Raw genomic sequence first — 19,870 nt, 5'->3', positions numbered from 1 at the left:
GCCGGAGATGTCAGACCAGGTCACCGGCAATGATCTCCGGCAGGATGACAACCCTGAAACTGACAGACACGTTGGGGCCGACCTCGCCCTGCACCTGGTGATGCGCGGATACGGCCGCGGTCAGCGGATGAGTCCCGGCACCACGTACGAGCCCTCGTCCCGCAACGCGAACAGCTCCCTGCTCTCGCCCGTCCGCACGTCCACCGCGTACAGCACCGACGCCGGCCCGTTCGGCTCCTGAGGTACGGCGAGCACGGTCAGTTCCGTCTCGTTCAGCCAACTCCCGAGCTTTGAAGGAGCGAATCCCTCCGGAAGGCCGGATATCGGAACACGGCTCTCCCTGCCGCCACGAATCGCGTCGAAGATGACGATCGAGCCGTCCTCCCGCACCATCGGCCTTCGATTCCGATCGAAGGTCTGCCCCAGCCGGACGAGCGTCCGCCCGTCGGGCGCGAGAGCGCTGTAGTGGTACGTGAAGTCCTGAATGGTGATCGGATCGTGGCCGAGCACCCACACCCGGCTGGTCATGTCATACGGCTTGGCCAGCACGACGGGTCCGGACTCGTCCGACACGCTCACCGGCCACCACCCCCGGGCGAGGTCGGTCACGGTCTTGCGCTCCACGTCCACCAGCTTGTTCGGCTCTCGACGCCCGCCCCACCCCGACACGACGAACCGTAGCCCGCTGGGCGACAGTCGCAGCGCGTATTCGACCGCGAAGTCCTCCTCGGGCTGCTTCAGCGGTGACTTCCACATCCTGCCGCTCGCCAGGTCACGTACCACGATCCCGCGCTGCTTCGAGCTGTAGTACGCGATCCTGCGGCCGTCCGCCGTGACTGCCAGCGGCCCCGTCGCCGCCTCGGCCAGCTCGTAGGTGTCGCCTTCACGCGTCACGATCCGCCAGGTTCCCCCGGCGCACTGCCCGCCGTTGCTTCGGCACCTGGGCCGGTACGCCTGCTCGGCTGGTCCGACTCCCTTCCCCGGCAGTGGGAGCACTGTGGTCTCCAGAGGCGTGAGCAGGATTTGAGGTGCGGGGGACACCTGCTGGAGCAGCGCGACGCCGCCACCGGAGATCACGCACAGCACGGCGGCCGTGGCCATGACCAGGCGGTTCACTCGCCTTCTACGGGCGCCCTGAACCGCCCGAGCCGCCAGATCGACGGTGGGCGCCTGCTCGGCCAGCGTCCGCAGATCCTCACGTAGCGTTTTCATCGATACACCTCCTGAGGGGCGAGCGCGCGCAGTTTCGACAGCGCATAGTGGGTCTGGCTCTTGACAGTGCCGATTGAGACGCCCATGAGCTGCGCGGTCTCGTGCTCGGTGCGATCTTCGTAGAAGCGCAGCACAATCACGGCCCGCTGCTTCGGCGTGAGCTGCGCCAGCGCGTGGTGCAGGGCGATACGGCGCACGGTCGCCTCATCATGCAACTGTCCCGACTCGGCCTGCTCGGGCAGTTCGGCTCCGGGCAACTCGACCTGCTTGCGCCGACGCAACGAGATGGTCTGGTTCACCAGAGCTTTGCGGGCGTATGCCTCGGGGTTACCGCCGTCTGCGAGCTTGACCCAGTGCACGGCGACACGGGTGAGGACCGTCTGCAGCAGATCCTCGGCGAGATGGGCGTTCCCGGTGAGCAGATACGCCGTCCGCATCAGCGATTGCTGACGAACGCGTACGAACTCATGGAACCCCTCGTAACGGTCCATGTATCAGAACAACTCTGCCGAAGGGTTCCAGGTTGGAACGTCAGCGTATCGGTCGGGTAACGCGGCGGCGGGACCAGGCATCGGTCAGGAGCTTCTACAGGCGGGCCTCTACAGGCGGAAAGAGGCGCCCCCAGCCCGCCGAACTCTTCTGTCGTGACGCTGTTTCCGGAGCCTCTTCGATCTTCCGTACCCGCTACGTGCTCGATCCCGATGGATCTTCTTTCTTGAGAACGGCCTCGGTGAGCTTTCCCATGCCGTCGGCGATCATCTGATCCGCCCGTTCTCGGTGTGCAGATAGATCAGCGCGGCTCACGTGGTCAAGACGGCGGCGCGCCGCGCCGTACCCGGCCCTCTGCCGCCCGCCGACCGGGCGTGCGGCGTGGGCGCCGGTCCCGGTCGGCGGCGACTCGGGCCGTGGCCACACCGCGTGCTCGCCGTAACCGATGCACTCGCCGCCCTCGTGGCTTCACCTTCATTCGGATACTCCGGATTGGCATCGGCTGCGCGCTCACGTCTTGGGCAGCCACCAGAGACCGTCGAAGTCGCCGATCCTCTTCCGGAGCACGTGAGCGTCCTTCTTGGGCAGGACATGAACCACGGCGTCCAGGAGCGTACGGAGCTCGACAGGATCGGGACAGCACAGCATTTCTCCGCAGGATCGCGCCGGATCGAGAAGCCGATGCCAGGGGTTCCGTAAGAGCAGCGACCAGGCGCGTAACGCCTCTTCCACTGCCCCGGGCCAATAGCGCTCGTACTGCAGACGAGCGACTGCGATACGGCCTCGGTAAGACAGGCCTGGGATTGCGGGAACTTCGGTGGCGGTTGCCCGCGAACGCCACGGGCCATCAGCGCGAACTTGAGCCGGACGTCTACGCGCCATAGCCCTTTCGTGTGATCGACATAGTGGCATCCTGCCACAGGCTGAACCTCAGACAAGATGCCTCGGAGTGGAACCGCTCTCACGATCGCCGGGCTGTGGCCGGTCTCCATAAGGGGTCGGGTGCGATCGACGGTCCAGGGCTTCGTGCCTCAGCCCCGCGCAGACGGTCGAGGGCGTCTTGGTCGTGCCACTCGCGTGCCAGTAAGGCCGGGGACCAAGGGAGAATCACGGGGACTCACAGACGCCTCTGACTGGAGCGCGGAAGCTCACAGGGCCGCGTACCGAAGTCTTCCAAACTGGTGGTGCGGTGCCGCCACAAGGAGCCCGCCGTGCGGCTGCGACTTACGGCTCAGATCGTAGCGGCTGAATAGAGACCGATCCCCCTGTCCGCCGTCAGTCCCGACAGGCCAGGCAGACTCCGGGAAGGGCAGATCGTCATCGCCAGAGGAAGACCGGGTCACAGGCTGTTCCCCGGATGACCAGGGGGTCGAGGGGTCAACCACGGTCGCTCACGACCGGCCGGACATCCAGGTCAGCCGCTCCGCGAGGCGTGATCGATGCACTTCCCAGGCTGACAGCGCGGGTTCGATTTTCGTCACCCGCTCCATCGCCAGGGGTGGTCACAGCACGTCAGGGGTGACTGGATAGACGTAGTCCACGCCCGGCATGTCATCAAGAGCACTTTTCAGCGTCTCGGCTGCGCTGGGAGCATCAGTCTTGACGTAGAGGGCCTCCTGATCAACCGGACCTGGAGTGAAACCGCACAGACGGTCAGGGCAGTAGGAGTCGCTGATCTTCGTCGCGAAGGCACTGTCCTCGTAATAGATCTTGTCAGCGTCCACTGTCTGACGAATTTTCTCGACAATGACCTCTATATCCTTCTTCTCCGCCACACGAGCTCCTTCCCTGCCGAGCAGGAGAGCGGGGGAACCCGGGCCGGTCAGCATGACCCGTACGTCCGCCTTGCCTGCCCAGAAGTTGATGGGCAACCGCACCAGACCCACGGAAACCGGCGACTTCGCCACCTCTTTCGCGATCTTCGGAATGTCACTCACATCACGAACGGTTCCCACGAAATGCGCCTGGACGCCGCAGACATTGCGCGTCATCAGCGGCTCTCCCTCCATCTGCGCTTTGCTGTAGGCCGTGAGGTTCTCGATCTCCGGCAAGGTGCGAAGGAACTTCTCGACAACCGGCTGAGTCTCCGGCGTCAGCCCTTCCGCCGAACACTGCAGAACCATGAACCCACGCTGCTCAGGCCAGGGGCCTTCCGGTGGGGGAAGGACACTCTGCGAGCGCGTTCCGGAGAACCAGACAGCACCTGCTCCACCGACGGTGAGAAGCACGGCCATGGCCACCACGACTGTCCACGACCGTGAACGCGGCTCGGACACACCCGCGCTGGAAATCACTTCAACCGCTGGTTCATCGCTCGGCAGGGACACGTCGATGACCATCCCGTACAGCCGGTTCGTGCGTCAAGATCAGGGCTTGTGGCATACCTGCCCCTGACGGAGCAACACAAGAGACACCTTCTCCATACCGAGCGACCATGATCAACGAGCTCGGACATCGCCTCCCAGCAGCGGCCCGTTCAAGACCTCCTGAGTCAACATGACACCGGTCAACCGCGCCATGAGCATCAGCACCCCGCCCACCCCCGGGTGTGCGGCGGTTCTCTCCTCACCGCCCCCATCTCCCGGCGCGTACGCAGGGTCAACGCCAACCTCCCTCATCAAGCGCACCAGCCGATCAGGATCGCTCCCATATCGCCATGCGGGAATCATCGGGTTGAACGAGGTCACCACCTGTCCGTCAACCGCGTACGCGAAGCGATCGGTCGCATAGTCATGCCGCAGAACCGACACGGCCTCCGACCCGGCCGACAGCGTTTCCAAGGCGTCGAGCGCGTCCCAACCAAACTCCTCGATGAGCACGACCCAATCACCCAGACGGCCCGCCAGGAGCGTGTCGGGGAACAACCCCTCGTCAACCAGCTCCTCATAGGTGAGTGGCCTGATGCTTCTTTCCTCGGCACCCGCACGCCGAAGCGCCTCGGCCTCATCCAGCCCACGAACAAAAGTGAGGCACCACAGATCGCCCAGTCCGTAATCCCTGGCGAGCCAGGCGACATCGGCATAACCGATCTCCATGTGTACGCTCCCAGCTGTTCCGGATGTGCCGCCACGATAACGATCGGATCCGACAGCCACGCCGCCCCTATGGCCATGTACGGCATTCACCTCCGGTGAGGGCGCTCCGGCTCCAGGATGACCATCGTCCTGGGCTTGGTCTGGCCTGACCGTCACGCCAAGCGTGTCCGTCGAACCGGATCAAACCCGGTTTACCGCCGTGGAGAGGGGTTACCGTCCGGTGTTTCCTCGTTCCCGGTTGGTTGTCAGCCGGTCCAGGACCGCGCCCATGTAGTCGAGCGCCTGCCGGTCGGTCAGGCCCGGGTCCGTCGTGTGCCCGCTCATCGCGTACGGCACCAGCAGGCGCGCGGCCATCGCGCCGAACTCGTTGCGCGACTCCAGGTAGGCCAGCATCCGCTCGGCCTCCTCCCGCAGGCCGAGCGCCGCCGTCATGGTGACGAACTCGATGCAGACCACGCTCGCCGCGACCACGTTGTCGGTGGCCACGAGCTCGTCGATGTAGTCACGCAGCAACCGGTACGCGCGCGGGTGGTCGCCGCGCCGGAACGCCGTACGTGCCTGGACGGCCTTTCCCGCCGACAGCGAGCCCTCCGGCAGGTCGATCGTGGCCGCCTCGTCGAAGAACCGCTCGGCGTCGCCGGGGCGGCGCTGGAACGCGGCCGAGTAGGCCAGGGTCTGCAGCGCCCAGTGGTGGAGCGTCGGCGGCCCCTCCGCGCGGTAGCGGGCGGCCAGTACCGTTACCGCCTCGTCCACCTGCGCGAAGCGGCCGATGCCGAGCAGCGTTCCGGCCGCGTTCAGCCGCAGGAACGCCGCCAGGTACGGCTCCCGCTCGCGCAGCCCGGCCGCCGCCGACGGCAGCAGTTCCGCCAGGGCCTGCCCGTCGCCGCGCACGTAGGCGGCGGCGTAGCGAGCCAGCGGGTGGTCCGGCGCGGCCAGGGCGGCGAAGGCGTCCGGGTCGGCGGTCTGGGTGAGCCGCTCGGCCGCCCACAGCAGCCAGAACGCGCGCCGGTCGGCCTGATCCGTCAGAAGGTCAGCATGGTCCCGCAAAAGAGCAGCATGGTCCCGCAGAAGGTCAGCATGGTCCGTCAGAAGGTCGGCTTGGTCCTGCAGAAGGTCGGCCTGGTCTGGCGGGAGCAGGGCCAGCAGGCGCTCGGCCCAGTCGCCGATCTCCTGGGTGCCGCGCAGCGTCAGCTCCGTCACCACCGGGCGGACCAGCGCGTCCGCCGTCGTCACGTCGCCGGTCGCGCACGCCCACCCGAACGCGGCGCGCAGGTTCGGCCACAGCTCGCGCAGCCGGGCCACGCCCTCCTCCTCCCGGGTACCGCGCAGCAGCACGCCGATCTCGGCGACCTCGACGAGGCACCAGCGGGCGTGCCGTCCCTCGGCTTCTTCGGTCGGGCCCTGGGCGGCGGCGAACCGGCGGATCGGCTCCAGCAGCCGGAACCGGAACCGCGTCCCGGGCACGGTCGCCACCATCGACCGTTCGACCAGGGTGCCCAGGAGGGCGTCGTCCCCGGTCACGGCGGTGGCCGCGGCCAGCGGGAAAGGGCCGCGGAAGACCGACAGGTCGCGCAGCGTCACGCGTTCGGCGTCGGTGAGCAGGTCGTGGGACCAGGCCAGGGCGGCGTACAGGCTGCGGTGCCTGGGGGCGCCGGTCCTGCGCTCACCGGTCGCCACGCCGGGGCGGGCCAGCAGGTCGCGGGGGCGGTGGCTGCGGACGCGGGCGGCGGCCAGTTCGATGGCGAGCGGGATGCCGTCCAGGTGGCGGCACAGGTCGGCCACGTCGGCGGCGTGCGCGAGGCGGTCGTAGCCGAGGTCGGTGGCGGACGCGCGGGTGTGGAACAGCTCGGCGGCGGCCCCCGGCGCCAGCGGGTCGACGGCCACCACCTGCTCGCCGTCCACGGCCAGCCGTTCCCGTGAGGTGGCCAGTACCCGTACGTGCGGGCACCCCCGGGCCACCGCCTGGACGAATCCGGCCGCGCCGTCCGGTACGTGCTCGCAGTTGTCCACCACCAGCAGCGCCGTACGGGAGGCCAGCGCGGCCACGACCGACTCGGTCAGTCCTCGGCCGGGCCGCTGCGCGACGCCGAGCGTGCCGGCCGCGACGCGGGGCACGTCGGCGGCGTCGGCGATCTCCGACAGGTCCAGGAACCAGGCGGCGCCACCGGTCCGCAGCGCCGCCGCCAGGGCCAGCCGCGTCTTGCCGATGCCGCCGGGCCCGACCAGGGTGACCACCGGCGCCCCGGCGAGGGCACCGGCCACCGCCGCCAGGGCGTCGTCGCGGCCGATCAGCGGGTCCAGCCTCGGCGGCAGGTTGCCCTCCCGGGGCTCCTTCTCGCGCAGGATCCGCGCCTCCAGGTCGCGCAGCCGGGGGCCGGGCTCGATGCCGAGCTCGGCGACCAGGTGGCGGCGGGCCCGCTGGTAGGTGGCCAGGGCGTCGGCCCGCCGTCCGGACCGGGTCAGCGCGGTCATCAGCAGCGCCCACAGGCCCTCCCGGAGCGGGTGGCGGGTGACCAGGCCGGTCAGGGTGGCGGCGGCCCGGTGCGGGTCGCGGTCCACCTGGTGTTCCAGAGCCGACTCCAGGGCGCCGAGCCGCTCCTCCACCAGGCCGTGCACCGCCGCGGCCAGGCCCGGCGCGTCCACTCCGGCCAGCGGGTCGCCGGTCCACTCGGCGAGTGCCGCCTCCGCGTCGCCGTCGCGCAGGTACGCGCGGAAACGGCCCACGTCGACGGCCTCGGGCGGCAGGTCAAGCCGGTAGGCGGCACCGGCCCTGCCGATCGCGGCGTGACCCAGCGCCGCGCGCAGCCGGGCGACGTGCCACTGCAGGGTCTTGGCCACCGTACGGGGTGGCGCGTCGGCCCACACCTGCTCGATCAGCCGCGCGACCGGCACGGGCACGCCGGGCGACAGGGCCAGGGCCGCCAGCAGGGTACGCGTCCTGGCCGCGCCCACGTCGATCGGGTCGCCGTCGTCGGTCTCGGCGGTCACGCCGCCCAGCAGCCGGATCCGGACCACGGGCCGCCCCCTCGCCCGGCCAACCGCCGGTACACCGTTCGCACACCGTCCCCGGCCAGGGTGGGTGCCGCATCGATCGGACCATAGCGGACATCGCGGTCCTCATCGTCTTCGGTTGTCTTCAGTTGTTCCCGAAGTTCCCGAAGTTCCTGAAGTTCCCGAGTTCCCGAGTTCCTGAGTTTCCAAGTTCCTGAGTTCCTGAGTTTCGGAGTGAGCATGAGTACGAGCAGACGGACGACGGCCCGCATCGTCGGGGGCCTCTTCATCATCGCGACCGTGGCGGGTGTGCTGAGCGCGGTACTGCTGGCAGGTGACCGGTCACGGGCCGGGGCGCTGCTGGTGGTGGTGATGGCCGCCGCCATCGCGATGATCCCGGCGGCGATCTTCCCGGTGCTGCGCGAACACGGCGAGGGGGTGGCCGTCGGGTACGTCGTGGCGCGCACGCTGGAGGTCGTGCTGCTGCTCCCGTCGGCGCTCGGGCCGCTCGTCGCCGCGTCCGGCGTGGATGCCTCCTGGTCCGACACGTACGGCACCTGGGGGTATCCGGTCAGCTCCCTGTTCTTCTGCCTGGCCGTGGCGCTGCTCAACGTGGCGCTGTGGCGGGGCGCGCTGGTGCCGCGGCTGATCTCCGGGTGGGCGCTGGTCGCGGTGGTGCCGTACGCGGTGGACGCTCTGCTCGTGCTCTTCGGGGTGGTCGAGGTGTCCGCGCCGGCGCACGCCGTGCTGATCGCGCCGCTGTCGGTCAGCGAGATGGTGCTGGCGTTGTGGCTGCTCATCAAGGGCTTCAACAAGTGACGGGTTTTCCACCGATGATCGCAGGAACGCCCCTGAGGGACGGGCCGTCGCGATCACCATGCCCGAGGCGCTCTTGTCGCCGGTGCTGCCGGGCGTGGCCGTCGCGCCGGTGGTGCACACAACGGCGCTTTGGGGAAAGCGAGAGGGAAAGCGAAGAGGAATTGATCCAGGTGGGACGGCCGCGGGAGCCGGGTGGCGCGGAACCGCGGAAGGGGTGCCCCGTACGAGAGCGTACGGGGCACCCCGGGGAGCCGGCCTTCTGATGGAACCGGTTAGACGGGTTCGCCGCCGTTCTGGGTGATCAGGGTGTTGGCGTCACGCAGGAACGTCGTCTTGACGGCCGGGTTCAGGACGATCTTCGGGTCGTTGACCGCCTCGACGAAGCGGGTGAGCTTCTTGACGATCTTCTTCTTGTCCCGCTCGCGCTCCTTGTCCTCCGACACCATGACCTTGGAGATCTTGTCCTCCAGTTTCGCGGCACCGGTGGCGCCGAGTTCTCCGGTGGTCCTGAAGCGTTCGACCAGGACGGAGATCTCGTCGGTCGAGGTGACCGTCGTGAACCTCACCGGCTGCTCGACCCGGGCGCCGGACTCGGTCTCGATGGTGACATTGAGCGTGTGCTCGCCCAGCGGCAGCCGGTAGAGCTGCTGGACCGAGCCGGACGTGAACGGCTGACCGTCCAGCGTGCCGGTCACCGTCCTGACGCCGGTGCCCACGACCTCCCAGCCGATGGTGAGGTCCTGGCCGTCGCCGTACTCGGCGCCCTCCGTGACGCCGGAGACCAGGATGGTGGTCGCGGTGTCCGGGAGGGCTCCGTAGACCTTCATCTCGTAGATCGAGTAGCCCCACTGGCCGGACTTCTCCACGCCCTGCATCCGGATGTAGCGGGTGTCGGCGTTCAGGTTGATGAGATCCGTGCCGCCGTTACTGGCGGTTTCGGTGAACCTGTCGGTCCACGTCTGGCCGTTGGGAGAGGTCTGCACCTTGTATCCCTTGGCGTAGGAGTCCTCCCAGTCGATGGCGACCTGGTAGACGGTGTACGTGTCGCCCAAGTCCACCTGGAGCCAGTTGGCGGCCGACTCGCTCGCGCCCCAGCGGGTGGTGTTGTCGCCGTCGAAGGCGGCGGCGGCCGTCTGCTGGGCGTTGGACGCCGACGACGCGGTGGCCGTCTTGCCGAGGGCGATGTTCGGCGCCTCCTGGCCGTAGACCTCCATCTCGTAGATCGAGTAGCCCCACTGGCCGGACTTCTCCGCGCCCTGCATCCGCACGTGGCGGCCCAGCGCGTTCACCGGGATCCTCTGGGTGCCGCCGGGTGAATTGGCCTGGGTGTGGACGTCCTTCCAGGTCGTGCCGTCGATCGACACCTGAAGCTTGTAGCGCTTGGCGTAGGAGGCCTCCCAGCGCAGGCCGACCTCGGTCAGGGCGTAGACGCCGCCCAGGTCCACCTGGAGCCAGTTGTCGGCGTTCTCGTTCGCGGCCCAGCGGGTGGCCGGGTCGCCGTCGAACGCCTTGGCGGCCGTCTGGTCGGCGCCGGACTGCGAGGAGGCGGTCGCGGTCTTGTTCAGGGCCAGGTTGACCCGCGAGGTGTCCTTCAGGGTCAGGTCGAGCGTGACCGTCTGGTCCTTCTTCAGGGGAAGGACGCGGGCGATGTCGCCGAGCGGCGAGTTCTGGATCTGGACGCCGGTGCCGGTGATCTGCTCGATGCCCGCGCGCTGGATCAGGGTGAGGTTCTGGTCGACGTCGGAGGTCAGCGTCACCTTCACCTTGTGGGTGTCCATGTCCCAGTCGAGGTCGTCGATGGTGAACCGGCTCTTGCCCAGCATGCCGGAGATGGAGCCCTTCTTCAGGCCCTTGGGCAGCGCGGGAAGCAGTTCCAGCGTGCCGGGGTCGGTCGTGGCCAGCATCTCCATCATGATCGTCGGTACGGAGTTGACGACGTCGGTGGCGAACACGCCCTTGTTGTTGTAGTGCGACGTCGACAGGCTGCTGTAGTAGTAGTCGTCCTTGGCGAATCGCATCAGCTTCGCGTTGACGGAGTCGGCGTTGTTCAGGTTCGCGGCGATCAGCGCGCCGTGCAGCAGGCCGTGACCGGCGTTCTCGTAGCTGCCGCCGTCCTTCTTCTGCAGGAACACCTTGGCCGCGTCGTACAGCGCCTTGCTCTTCTCCGGTGTGACCTCGCGGTACGGCCAGACGGGCATCAGGCCGCTGGAGTGCCGGTGCTGGTAGGCGTTCTTGTTCGCCAGGTCGGGCCAGGCCCACTCGGCGAGCGCGCCGTCGTTGTTGACCAGGTACGGCGGCAGGTTGTCGAGCTTCTCCTGCCAGAGCGCGATCTTGCTCTGGTCCTTGCCGAGCGTCTTGCTCGTCTCGATCAGGGTCGAGAGCGCGAACCGGGCACCGGCGATGTCGTACACCGAGTTGACCGAGAGCGGCACGCCGCCCGCCGGGCGGTTCTCCGGCGAGATGGACCCGGAGAAGATGTACTTGCCGTTGGCGTCCTTCTCGACGAGGAAGTCCTCGTAGAAGTCACCCATGTCCCTGATCAGCGGGTAGTACTGCTGCTCCAGGAACGTCCTGTCGCCGGTGATCTGGTAGTGCTCCCAGAACGGGTAGAGCAGCCACGACTCGCCGCCGGTGACGTACTGGTACGGGTAGTCGAAGTTGATGTTGGAGATGAGGCCCTCGCCGTTGGGCGTGTTGCCGCCCGTCAGCATGCCTCGCGTGCCGAGCAGCTTCTGGGCGTTGGTCCTGAAGTCCTTCTGCCACGCCTTGTTGATCCACCAGTAGCCCGCCATCACCTCCGGCATGTTGCCGATGTTGCCGCCGGAGATCTGCAGGTTGAGGTTGGCGTCCAGGTGGTAGTAGCCGTCCCAGCCGACGTTGCTGTCACCGGTCCAGTTGCCGAGCAGGTCGGGCGGGGCCGTCGCGCTGCTCGAACCGAGCAGGTGGTAGCGGCCGGAGGCGAACAGGCGCTCGAACAGCGCCAGGTTCGGGGTGTTCGCGGTCTTCTGCTGGGCGAGGAGTTCCTCGTTGGACTTCGAGCGGTCCTCGGGGGTGGCCCCGAAGTCGACGGAGACCCGGTCGAAGATCTCGCTGTGCTTGGCCACGTGGCGGCCCAGGAGCGTCGGGTAGTCGCCGGGGAGCGCCGCCAGCTTCGTCTGCAGGAGCCGCTTGTTCCAGTCCTGCTCGGCGGGCACGCCGCCCTCGTAGGTGCCGTCGTAGCGCTGGGTCAGCGACAGCAGCGTCACGTAGGTGGCGCCGGTGACCTGCACGTCGGTGCCGGCCATCGTCTTGACGCCGTCCGTCACGATCCGCGTGACGCCCTCGTACCCGGCGTTGTAGCTGCCGTTCGGGTACTTCACCCGCAGGTTGAGGTAGTCGACGGTGGAGTTGTTGACGGCCGTCATGCCCTTGTTGAGAAGGTTCATCCCGGGGTCGATGGACAGGCCGAGTTTGACGTCGAGCTTCTGCCCGGCCGGGGCCGGAAGGTGCTGGACGGTGACGCCGTCGGTCTGCGACACGAAGGTGTCGCGCTTCCAGTCGCCCTTGTCGTCGGTCCAGTTCACCGAGACGACACCGGCCGAGTAGTCGGTCGACCGGACGTAGTTGGCGACCTCGCCCGTGGCCGGGCTCTGGAGGGTCATCTTGAAGCCCGGGTGCTTGCTGCCCTCGCCGCCGCCCTGGTAGCCCTGCACGTCGGCCGCGAGCTGGTTGGCCTCCTGGTACCTGCCCGCGATCAGCAGGTCCCTGATCCGCTTGATGTTCGCCGGGCTGACGGTGTTGAACGTGCGGTGCGGGCGGTTCTCCGACCGCGCCATGAAGAAGTCACGGTCGTTGAAGACGACCGTCTCGTCACGCGGGTTGCCGAAGACGATGACGCCCTGCTTCCCGTCACCGGCGAGCAGGCCCTCCTCCCAGTCGTTGTAGGTGGCCGGGTAGGTGGTGGACAGCGCCTTCGTCGCCGGGTTGCCGGGCGTCGTGAGGGTCCGCGTCAGGCCCTGGCTCTCGTTGCCGTTGGCGTCGAGCGCCGTCACCTTCACGCTGTAGGTCCGGCCCGCGGCCAGTCCCGTCACGGCGTAGGTGCGCGCGTCCGCCGCGAGCGTGGCCTTCAGCGTCTGGCCGAGGTAGACCTTGTAGCCGGTGACGGCCTGGTTGTCGGCCGCGGCGGGCCAGGTGACCTTCGCCCCGGTGGCCGCCACGTCGCTCAGCTGGAGCTGCGCCGTCATCGGCCAGTCCGGGGCGGTGTCGGCCGCCTTCTCCTTGCCGTACACCTCGAACTCCCAGAGCGACAGGCCCCACTGGGTCGCCGCCCTGGTGCTCTGCACGCGGACGTAACGTCCCTCCGCCGGTGTGCCGGGCGTGATCTCGTCGACGTGGTCGCCGGTGGGCGTGGAGTCGTCGTGGGCGTGGACGTCCTTCCAGGTGCCGCCGTCCTGCGACGTCTGGACCTTGTACGCCGAGGAGTAGGCGGCCTCCCACTTGAGCACGACCTTGTCCAGGACGTACGTCTTGCCCAGGTCGACCTGGATCCAGGTGGTGTCCCCGGGGTTGGAGCCCCAGCGCGTGGCGGTGTTGCCGTCGAACGCGCGGAACGCGGAGCGGTCGTTCTGCGGCTGGCTGTTGGTCTCGCCGCTGCCGTCGTTGGACTGCGACGACGCCGTGTACGCCGACGGTGCCCGGTTCAGCGCGACGTTGACCGGGACCTCCGGCGTGACGGGCGTGCCGTAGATCTCGAACTCGTACAGGGAGTACCCGTACTGCGTCTGCGGCAGGACGCCCTGCATGCGGACGTAGCGTGCCTTCTTGCGGATCTGCACGGTCTCGACGCCACCGGCGCCGGTCGTGGTCGAGAACGCGTCGGACCACCGCTCACCGTCGTCCGAGATCTGGATCTTGTACGACTTCGCGTAGGCGGCCTCCCATGACAGGACGGCCCTGGACACGTCGTACTCGTCGCCGAGGTCGACGTGGATCCAGGCGTTGGGGTCGTTGCTGTGGTCGCTCGACCAGCGCGAGGAGCCGTTGCCGTCGATCGCGTTCGCGGCGAGCAGGTTGGCGTCCTCGTAGGAGGCGACGGCCTTCGCGCCGGGGTTGAGCGACAGGTTGACCGGGGTGTCGGTCGGCGGCGCGGGCGGCTCCGGCACGGTCTGGCCCGCCGGGGGCCACAGCGTGAAGGAGTTGGCGCCGTTCTTCGCGGCGGCGAACGGCCCGGCCATGACGTTCGCGGCGTTCACCGGCTGGCCGAAGAAGTCGGTGGTCACGTCGGCGGCGATGCTCTCGCCCGCGAGCGGGATGATCCCGACCCTGGCCTTCGTCGCGGGCTTCAGGCCGTTGATGCCGGAGGCGTCGAGGGTGAAGCCGAGCTTCATCTCCCGGTTGGTCGCGGTGACCTGGACGCCGGACAGGACCCCGGTGGAGTTGCCCTCCTTGACGTGCGTCTTGCCCGCCGCGTCGTTCGGCAGCGTCGAGCCCTGGACCAGGTTGTTGTACCAGAAGAACTTCTGGACCGGGTTGGGCGCGCTCGTCTCGTTCATCGTGCCGGGCTGGAAGTAGTAGTTGTCCCGGCCGCCGCCGTCCACCGCGATGCGGCCGTTGTCGATGAACATGTTGTTGGCGTACACGACGCCGGTGGCGTCCAGCATCCGGATGTCGCTGTTGCCGATGAAGACGTTGTTGTCCACGAGGATCGGGCCGTGGACGGCCTCCGCGTAGTAGCCCCACGGGCTGTTCAGGACGATGTTGCCGGTGACGCGGACGTTCTGGTTGCCCCAGTCGGTCCAGATACCGGCGGAGTTGCCGCCCTTGGAGTTCTTGAGGTAGTTGCCCTTGATGAGCCCCTCGTTCATGTAGTGAACCTTGATCGGGGCCGTCTCCGCGCCGCTGAACTCGCCGCGGTAGTTCGTGTCCTCGATGAGGTTGTACAGGATCTCGGAGTTCCAGGAGAAGACGCCCGCGATGCCGGACTGGCCGGACTTCCCGATGTAGTTGTTGCGGACGATGTGCGAGCCGTACTTGGCGGTGTCGCGGAAGTGCGTCCGGGTCTGTCCCGGCCGGTTTCCGGCCCACTCGTCACAGCCGAGGCCGATGTCGATGGCGATCGTGCGCGCGTTGACGACGGTGTTGTTCTCGATGATCCACTTCAGGCCGCCGTTGACGCTGATGGCGCCCGCCTGCCGCCGGGAGGGGCTGCTCGGGAAGTCGGAGTAGGTACCGGCCGCGTGCTTGACGGTGAACCCGTTGACGGTGATGTAGCCCAGGCCCCACGCGTCGGGCGCGAACACCTGGCGGCGCACGTTGATCTCCGCCAGTTTGGCGTTCGGGTCGGCGCCGTCGAAGTTGGCGTAGATGGTGGTGGTACCGCCGGACACCTGGGTGAACCAGGTGCCTGCCGCGGACTGCACGCTGGCCAGCGACGCCTTCTCGTAGTAGGCCTGCTCGTTCAGGTAGACGTCACCGGCGGTGTAGCCCGGGAAGGAGCCGCCCTCGCCGCCCTGGGGCTGCCCGGTGGCGTACGGGTTGTAGCCGCCGAAGAAGCTGTCCGGCAGCGTGACCTTCCACACGTCGCCGCTGTGCCGGGCCCAGGTGTCGATCTCCTCCGAGCCCTTGACGACCACCTCGCCGTCACCGGCGTTGGTGTAGGTGATGCGGTTGGCCTCGGCGTCGCCGCCGCGCGCCGGTTTGACCGTCTCGCGGTACAACCCGGCGTGGACGACCACCTTGTCACCCGGCTGCGCCTCCTGCGCCGCGCGGTTGATCGTCTTGTACGGCGCGGCCTCCGTACCGGCGTTCGTGTCGTTTCCGGCCTTGGCCACGTGGATGACGCGCCCGGCCTGGGCCGACTGCGCCGCCGCGATCGACGGCAGCGCCGACGTGACCATGACGGCGCTCAGTATCGCGCCGAGCGCGATTCTCAGGGTCCTTCGGTGTCTCATGAGGTTCCTCTGTTGCGGATCGACTTCCCAATGGGGCCGGTGACCTCGCCGAAGGACCGGACCGACAGATCGAGCAGGGCACTGGGGAGAGCGGCGGCGCGGTCCGGGGGGATCGCGCCACCGTCTCGACGGGTGATTCTGAACACGTGGCTCTCGCCGGGCAGGAGCGTGACGAGGGCGTCGTCCACGGAGAGCGAGGGCGGCTCCAGGCCGAGCGGCTCCGCGAGCCGGTCGGCGGACACGCACACGTCGCGCAGCAGGGTCGTCGCGGTGACCGTGACGTGCAGCGCGCCGTCGACGACCGTGACGCCGACGGCCTGTTCGGGGTACGGGGCCGCCAGCTCCCGCTCCGGGCGGTAGGCCCAGGTGGTCCGCACCCCGTCGGCGTCGACGACGAGCATCTCGGCCCGCGGGTCGGCGGGCGTCCCGATCTCGGGGCCGACGGCGAGCCGGACGAGGCCGCCGGATGGGCAGACGGCCTTCACCCGCGTTCGCGCGTGCTCGTGGCCGTCCAGGCCGACCCGCCGTACGAGGACGTCGGGACGCCAGTCGGCGTCCGCGTCGTTCACGAGCACGAGCACGAGACCCTCGTCGCCGGTGGGGTCGTGGGTCGGGCCGGGGCTCACCGGCTGGATCGTGACCAGCCGGGGGGCGAACGAGTGGCGAAGGGCGTGCCAGAGGGGCTTCTCGACGCCCGCGCCGTCGACGGCCGACCAGCTGATCACCGGCCAGCAGTCGTTGAGCTGCCAGACGACGACCCCGCCGCAGCGCTCGCGGGAGCGCAGCCACTCGACGCCGGTCGAGACGGCGCGGGCCTGGACCACCTGGGTCGCGAAGTGCCAGTCGGCCTCGTCGCGGGGCATGGGCACGTGCGGCTGGAGGCCCCGGGTCAGCTTGTGCATGCCGTCGATCGCCCGCAGGTGGTGGCGCGTCTGCGGCGAGTCCGGCCCGGGTGTCTCACCCTCGACGACGCCCTTGAGCGTGGTCCACGCGGGAGGGCCGCACCAGCCCATCTCCGCGACGAACGCCGGGTCGTGGTAGCGGTAGTGGGCGTAGTCCCGCTCGTTCCAGGCGTCCCACAGGTGGCTCAGGCCGTGCGTGTCGACGGCCGGGTCCACGTCGAGGGCACCCGACCAGGGCGAGTTCGGCACGTAGGGCCGCGTCGGGTCGAGGCGGGCCAGCACGCCGGGCAGCACGTCGAGGTAGTAGCGGGCGCCCCACCCCCGTACGCCGACCTGGTCGGCCCATCCCCAGTGGTGCCAGCCGAGGACGGTCTCGTTGCCGCCGCACCAGAGCACCAGGCTGGGGTGGGCCGACATCCGCGCGACGGCCTGTTCCGCCTCGGCGGTCACCAGCTCGACCATCTCGTCGTCCTCGCTGTAGGCGGCACACGCGAAGAGGAAATCGTGCCATACCAGGACACCGCGCTCATCACAGGCGTCGAGGAACTCCTCGGTCGCGAAGTGGCCGCCGCCCCAGACGCGCAGGAGGTTGGCGTTCCCCGCGACGGCCTGGTCGATCCGGCGCGCCACCCGCTCCGGCGTGACGCGGCCCGCGAGGGTGTCGTCGGGGATCCAGTTGTAGCCGCGTACCCGCACGGCCCGGCCGTTGACGACGAGCGCCCAGCGCGTCCCGAGCGGGTCCGGGGCCTCGTCGACCGCGACGCTGCGCAGGCCCACCCGGACGGCGGTGGAGTCGAGCACCACGCCGTCGTGCCCGAGCTCCACGTGGAGGCGGTACATCGGCTGCGCGCCGAGGCCGATCGGCCACCAGAGGTCGGGGTCCTCGACGCGCAGGACGACCGCCACCTCGTCACCGACGTCCGTACTGTTTGCACCGACCGTGCCGATGACCGACCCGGCCCGCCGACCGGCCGGGTCGGTCAGCTCGACGCGCACCTCGGAACCCTCGGGCGCGTCCACACGCACGTGCGCCGTCACGTGGGCGACGGTGTGACCGGGGTCGAGGTGGACGAGCGGCCGGACGTGGTCGATCCGGCCGGTGTAGGTCTCCAGCCGGATGTCGCGCCAGATACCGGCGGTGACGTAGTGCGGCCCCCAGTCCCAGCCGAAGTTGGCCGCGGCCTTGCGCACGTGCGCGTAGGGCTCGTCGTACGGGCTCGGCAGGGGGCCGTGCGCGCGTTCGTGCTCGCGGGCGGCCTCCCAGACCGAGGCGAAGCGCACCTCGACGAGGTTGTCGCCCGGTACCAGCGCGTCGTCCACCCGCCACCGGTACGCCAGGTGCTGGTCGCGCGCGACCCCGACCCGGTGGCCGTTGACGTACACGTCGGCGATCGTGTCGAGGCCGTCGGCCACGAGGTCGGTGCGTGCCCCGGGCGTCGGCGACCACCGGAGGTGGCGCCGGTAGACCCAGTGGGAGTGGCCGACCCACCGCTGCGCCAGCTCGCCCCACCCGACGTCGGGGTCGGCGATGAGACCGGCCGCGAGGAGGGCCGTGTGCACCTCGCCGGGCACCTGCGCGGGGATCGCCGCCGCGCGGACGGCCTCCGGGACGTCGTCCGGGCCCGCCGACCAGGTCAGCTCCCACTCACCACCGAGGTCGAGCCGGGTGGCGGCGGAGGTGGTTACCTGTGTGGTGATCTGTGTCATCCCTTGATCGCCCCTGCGGTGAGTGCTTCCTGCATACGACGGTTGATGAGCGAGTACGCGACGTACACCGGCAGGACGGTGAGCACGGTGCCCGCGGCGAGAACGCCGAGGTTGGTCGCGTCGGAGACGAGTGTCGGCAGCGCGACCTGGACCGTCCGCACGTCCGGCCCGGTGCCCGTGATGGTCAGCGAGAACAGGTACTCGTTCCAGAACGTGAGCAACTGGAGGATCGTCACGCTGACGATGCCGGGCATCGCGATGGGCACGAAGACGCTGACCAGCAGGCGCCAGTGCCCGGCCCCGTCGAGCGCGGCCGACTCCACCAGCGCCGGTGGCACGGTACGCATGAACTGCGTGAGGAGGAGTACGGAGAGCGGGAGCGCGCTCGCGGGCAGGAAGAGCATCTGGAACTCGCGCGTGCCGAAGAGCCCCATCTCGATCGCCAGGACGACCGTGGGGATCAGCGCGGCGAACGGCGGGATGAGGAAACCCGCGGAGAACATCCCGGTGATCACGCGGGCGGCGCGGCTGTCCGTCCGTGCCAGCGCGTACGCCGCCGGTACGGCGAGGCACAGCGTCAGCACGATGGCCACGACCGAGACGAGAACGGAGTTGAGCAGGGCGCCGCCCAGGTCGGCGGTCCGCCAGGCGGTGCCGAAGTTGTCCCACAGCCACTTCGCCGGCAGCGCGAACGGCCGGGTGAAGATCTCGATGTTGGACTTCAGCGCGCTGACCGCGAGGTAGTACAGCGGCACCGCCAGCACCAGCGCGTACGACCAGGAGAGGACCTTCGCCAGGAGGCCGCCGGTGCGGCGCGGCGCGCTCATCGGGCGTCCTCGGCGGGGCTGCGCAGCAGCGCGCGGATGAGGAGCATCCCGGCGATGCCGAGGAGGAGGAGCACGACGCCGACCACCTGGCTGTAGCCGAGGTCCCGCTGGGAGAAGGCCTTCGCGTAGACCAGGTAGGACAGCGTGGTCGACGAGGTGCCGGGGCCGCCCTTGGTGAGCAGGAGGATCAGGGCCGCCGACGTGAACAGCGTCCACAGGAACTGCAGCATCGCCATCGTGCGGACGTAGTCCTTGACCATCGGGAAGGCGATCCGCCACATGGTGCGCAGCCGCCCGGCGCCGTCGATCTGGGCCGCCTCGATCACCTCGGCCGGCAGGCTCGACAGGCGGGCGGCGAACAGCACCGCGGTCCAGCCGATGCCGCGCCAGAGGTCGATGGCGATGAGGGTCGCCAGCGCGGTGTCCGGGTCGGCGAGCCACGCGGTGGCCCAGGAGTCGAGGCCGACGGAGCGCAGCAGGCCGTTGACCCCGCCGTTGGGGGACAGCACCCCGTAGAAGATCATCCCTGTCATGGAGATCGAGATGAGGCCCGGCGAGAAGTAGAGCACCGACAGGACGCGGTAGCCGCGGGGCTTGGTGCTGAGGTGGTAGCCGAGCATGAACGCCAGCGGGATCATCACCGGGATCGCGACGGCGACCTGGATCGCGCTGTTGAGCACCGCGGCGTGGAACGTCGGGTCGGCGAGGACGCGCCCGACGTTCTCCAGGCCGATGTACGTCGGCTCGTACAGCAGCCCCTTCCACCGCAGGGTCGCGATGACGAACATGGCGGCGAGGGGCCCGACCGAGAAGACGGCGAACCACACGAGAGACGGGACGGTCAGCCAGAGGACCCGGGGCGACTGCACCCGGGTGCCGGTCGATGACATCGTGGGTTTCCTTCGGGCAGGGTGGGGCCGCCGGACGCGGCGGCTTGGGACCGTCGGAGCGGCGGCGGA

General features: G+C 69.1%; 11 protein-coding genes. 1 reads left to right on the top strand and 10 read right to left on the bottom strand.

All coding sequences use genetic code 11. The annotated features are described in order from the left end of the window. Positions 1-120 precede the first annotated feature (120 nt). The 6 genes from ACW9TB_RS16985 to ACW9TB_RS16960 form a co-directional block, all read right to left on the bottom strand. Positions 121-1,212 (bottom strand): WD40 repeat domain-containing protein, encoded by a 1,092-nt coding sequence (locus ACW9TB_RS16985; RefSeq protein WP_472748994.1) that lies wholly within the window; start codon positions 1,210-1,212, stop codon positions 121-123. Continuing rightward, a complete protein-coding gene (locus tag ACW9TB_RS16980; protein ID WP_472748993.1) occupies positions 1,209-1,703 on the bottom strand; it encodes a SigE family RNA polymerase sigma factor in 495 nt (164 codons plus the stop codon). The genes ACW9TB_RS16985 and ACW9TB_RS16980 overlap by 4 nt, the downstream gene beginning before the upstream one ends. Positions 1,704-2,211: 508 nt before the next feature. Further along, positions 2,212-2,349, bottom strand: coding sequence for a hypothetical protein (locus ACW9TB_RS16975; protein ID WP_472748992.1), 138 nt, complete (start codon positions 2,347-2,349; stop codon positions 2,212-2,214). Positions 2,350-3,203: 854 nt separating this feature from the next. Then, positions 3,204-4,040 carry a hypothetical protein gene (locus ACW9TB_RS16970; protein ID WP_472748991.1) on the bottom strand — a complete coding sequence of 279 codons (837 nt, stop codon included), beginning with the start codon at positions 4,038-4,040 and terminating at the stop codon, positions 3,204-3,206. A 99-nt stretch (positions 4,041-4,139) separates the two neighbouring features. Next, on the bottom strand, positions 4,140-4,736 hold the full coding sequence (locus ACW9TB_RS16965) for a DUF6461 domain-containing protein (protein ID WP_472748990.1): 597 nt from the start codon (positions 4,734-4,736) through the stop codon (positions 4,140-4,142). 210 nt (positions 4,737-4,946) lie between these two features. Beyond that, positions 4,947-7,751: an AfsR/SARP family transcriptional regulator gene (locus ACW9TB_RS16960; RefSeq protein WP_472748989.1), complete on the bottom strand. Its 2,805-nt coding sequence runs from the start codon at positions 7,749-7,751 to the stop codon at positions 4,947-4,949. Between the two features lie 216 nt (positions 7,752-7,967). Between ACW9TB_RS16960 and ACW9TB_RS16955 the strand changes: the two genes are divergently transcribed. Further along, positions 7,968-8,546, top strand: coding sequence for a DUF4386 family protein (locus tag ACW9TB_RS16955; RefSeq protein ID WP_472748988.1), 579 nt, complete (start codon positions 7,968-7,970; stop codon positions 8,544-8,546). A gap of 272 nt (positions 8,547-8,818) precedes the next feature. Here ACW9TB_RS16955 and ACW9TB_RS16950 read toward each other — a convergent pair whose 3' ends face one another. Genes ACW9TB_RS16950 through ACW9TB_RS16935 form a run of 4 tightly spaced genes read right to left on the bottom strand, consistent with a single transcriptional unit; the run spans position 8,819 to position 19,801 of the window. Continuing rightward, positions 8,819-15,475, bottom strand: a complete 6,657-nt coding sequence (locus tag ACW9TB_RS16950) for a discoidin domain-containing protein (RefSeq protein ID WP_472748987.1) — start codon at positions 15,473-15,475, stop codon at positions 8,819-8,821. Further along, positions 15,472-18,084 carry a glycoside hydrolase family 2 protein gene (locus ACW9TB_RS16945; RefSeq protein ID WP_472748986.1) on the bottom strand — a complete coding sequence of 871 codons (2,613 nt, stop codon included), beginning with the start codon at positions 18,082-18,084 and terminating at the stop codon, positions 15,472-15,474. The genes ACW9TB_RS16950 and ACW9TB_RS16945 overlap by 4 nt, the downstream gene beginning before the upstream one ends. Beyond that, on the bottom strand, positions 18,081-18,911 hold the full coding sequence (locus tag ACW9TB_RS16940; protein WP_472748985.1) for a carbohydrate ABC transporter permease: 831 nt from the start codon (positions 18,909-18,911) through the stop codon (positions 18,081-18,083). Before ACW9TB_RS16940 ends, ACW9TB_RS16945 begins: the two co-directional genes overlap by 4 nt. After that, positions 18,908-19,801 (bottom strand): carbohydrate ABC transporter permease, encoded by an 894-nt coding sequence (locus ACW9TB_RS16935; RefSeq protein WP_472748984.1) that lies wholly within the window; start codon positions 19,799-19,801, stop codon positions 18,908-18,910. Before ACW9TB_RS16935 ends, ACW9TB_RS16940 begins: the two co-directional genes overlap by 4 nt. Positions 19,802-19,870: the final 69 nt, after the last annotated feature.

Source organism: Streptosporangium sp. H13245, assembly GCF_055690525.1.
The sequence above is the reverse complement of the archived record's forward strand: the minus strand, read 5'-3'. Positions and strand labels throughout refer to the sequence as shown.